The 2,500-nt window shown below is 57.7% G+C and carries 2 tRNA genes and 2 rRNA genes (1 of these 4 cut by a window edge); all 4 read left to right on the top strand.

The features are described 5' to 3' along the window. Window positions 1-77: ribosomal RNA gene (locus tag NW862_RS12635) — 16S ribosomal RNA — on the top strand (it extends 1,396 nt beyond the left edge of the window). A 113-nt stretch (window positions 78-190) separates the two neighbouring features. Then, window positions 191-264, top strand: a tRNA-Ile gene (locus NW862_RS12630). Window positions 265-346: 82 nt separating this feature from the next. Then, window positions 347-422: transfer RNA gene (locus NW862_RS12625), tRNA-Ala, on the top strand. Window positions 423-600: 178 nt separating this feature from the next. Beyond that, window positions 601-2,500 (top strand): 23S ribosomal RNA (locus tag NW862_RS12620); the annotation flags it as partial.

Genomic DNA, 2,500 nt, shown 5'->3' with positions numbered 1-2,500 from the left:
CGAAGGCAGGGCTGGTGACTGGGGTGAAGTCGTAACAAGGTAGCCGTACCGGAAGGTGCGGCTGGATCACCTCCTTTTAGGGAGACCTACTGGGGACGGAGCCGAAAGCACTCAAGACGAGTAGGCAGTCCAAGTGTTATCCCAGGTTGGTCGGGGTTGAGGCGAGGGTTGACCACGGTTCTGGTGGGGCGGGCTATTAGCTCAGGTGGTTAGAGCGCACCCCTGATAAGGGTGAGGTCCCTGGTTCGAGTCCAGGATGGCCCACTGTCACCCCAGCAAGGCCCCAGCAGTCTGAGGATGACGGTTGAGGTGAGGCGACGGGAGCGGGAGTGGGTTGCCCTGGATTGGGGGTATAGCTCAGTAGGTAGAGCGCTGCCTTTGCACGGCAGAAGCCAGCGGTTCGAGTCCGCTTACCTCCACCATTTGAGGGCTGCCCTTGAGGGGAAGAAGAGGTGAACAATCGGGCTAAAGGGTTGAGCGTGGGCTCAGGTCTTTAGCCGGGTTGAACCGGCCAGCACTTTGAAAACTGCATAGCAAGAGAGCGTCATGCTTCCGAAAGTGGAAGCATGAAGCAGGTAGAACACCGATGTTTGTGGTTGTGGTCAAGTCAGTTAAGGGCGCACGGTGGATACCTAGGCACGCAGAGGCGAGGAAGGGCGTGTTACCGACGAAACGCTGCGGGGAGCTGGACAAAGGCGGTGATCCGCAGATGCCCGAATGGGGCAACCCGGCAAGGTGCAAGCCTTGTCACTCTTGGCTGAATCCATAGGCCAAGGGGGCGAACGCGGCGAACTGAAACATCTTAGTAGCCGTAGGAAAAGAAAACAAATGTGATTTCCTCAGTAGCGGCGAGCGAACGGGAAAGAGCCTAAACCGTCCAGCTACGGCTGGGCGGGGTTGTGGGACGACCAAAAGGTAGCCGGAAGGCTAGGCGAAGCAGTTGGAATGCTGCACCAAAGAAGGTGAAAGTCCTGTAGCCGAAAGCCGGAAGGCGCCGGTCGCATCCCGAGTAGCATGGGGCAGGTGAAATCCCGTGTGAATCGGCGAGAACCATCTCGTAAGGCTAAATACTCCTGCGTGACCGATAGTGAACCAGTACCGTGAGGGAAAGGTGAAAAGAACCCCGGGAGGGGAGTGAAAGAGAACATGAAACCGTGTGCCTACAAGCAGTGGGAGCCCGATTGAACGGGTGACCGCGTGCCTGTTGAAGAATGAGCCAGCGAGTTACAGCATGGGGCAGGTTAAGGCGGGAATGCCGGAGCCAAAGGGAAACCGAGTCTGAAGAGGGCGTTGGTCCTATGCTGTAGACCCGAACCTGGGTGATCTAACCATGGCCAGGCTGAAGCTTGGGTAAAGCCAAGTGGAGGGCCGAACCGGGTGATGTTGAAAAATCATCGGATGAGCTGTGGTTAGGGGTGAAATGCCAATCGAACCCAGAGCTAGCTGGTTCTCCCCGAAATGCGTTGAGGCGCAGCGTCGATGGGTACCTGGTGGGGTAGAGCACTGAATCGGTGCGGGCGGCGAGAGCTGTACCAAATCGAACCAAACTCCGAATACGCCAGGGTTAGTCGGCAGTGAGACGGTGGGGGATAAGCTCCATCGTCGAGAGGGAAACAGCCCAGACCACCAACTAAGGCCCCCAAGTCATCGCTCAGTGGTTAAGGAGGTGGGGGTGCTCAGACAACCAGGAGGTTGGCTTAGAAGCAGCCACCCTTTAAACAGTGCGTAACAGCTGACTGGTCAAGCGCCCTTGCGCCGAAAATGAACGGGACTAAGCGATGCGCCGAAGTTGTGGATGTCAATGGTAGGGGAGCGTTCCGCACTAGGGTGAAGCGGTAGCGCAAGCAGCCGTGGACGAGGCGGAAGTGAGAATGTTGGCTTGAGTAGCGCAAACATTGGTGAGAATCCAATGCCCCGAAAACCCAAGGGTTCCCCCGCAAGGCTCGTCCGCGGGGGGTTAGTCGGGACCTAAGGCGAGGCCGACAGGCGTAGTCGATGGAGACAGGGTGGATATTCCCTGACTGGCAACTGGAGCTGAAGAGGGACGCACAAGAGCAGGCCACACCCTAACTGGATTGGGAGGGGTCTACGGACCCCGCGTGGCTGAGGGGAGTGCCAAGAAAAGCTCGTAGGCGATGAAGGTTGTCACCCGTACCCGAAACCGACACAGGTGGGTGGGTAGAGAATACCAAGGGGCGCGAGATAACCCTCTCTAAGGAACTCGGCAAAATAACCCCGTAACTTCGGGAGAAGGGGTGCCAGCGCAAGCTGGTCGCAGTGAAAGGGCCCAGGCAACTGTTTACCAAAAACACAGGTCTCTGCTAAGTCGCAAGACGACGTATAGGGGCTGACGCCTGCCCAGTGCCGGAAGGTTAAGGAAGTCGGTTAGCGCAAGCGAAGCTGGCGACCGAAGCCCCGGTGAACGGCGGCCGTAACTATAACGGTCCTAAGGTAGCGAAATTCCTTGTCGGGTAAGTTCCGACCCGCACGAAAGGCGTAA

The sequence above is a fragment of the Synechococcus sp. H55.8 genome (genome assembly GCF_047462375.1).
Taxonomy (GTDB): Bacteria; Cyanobacteriota; Cyanobacteriia; order Thermostichales; family Thermostichaceae; genus Thermostichus.
The sequence above is the reverse complement of the archived record's forward strand: the minus strand, read 5'-3'. Positions and strand labels throughout refer to the sequence as shown.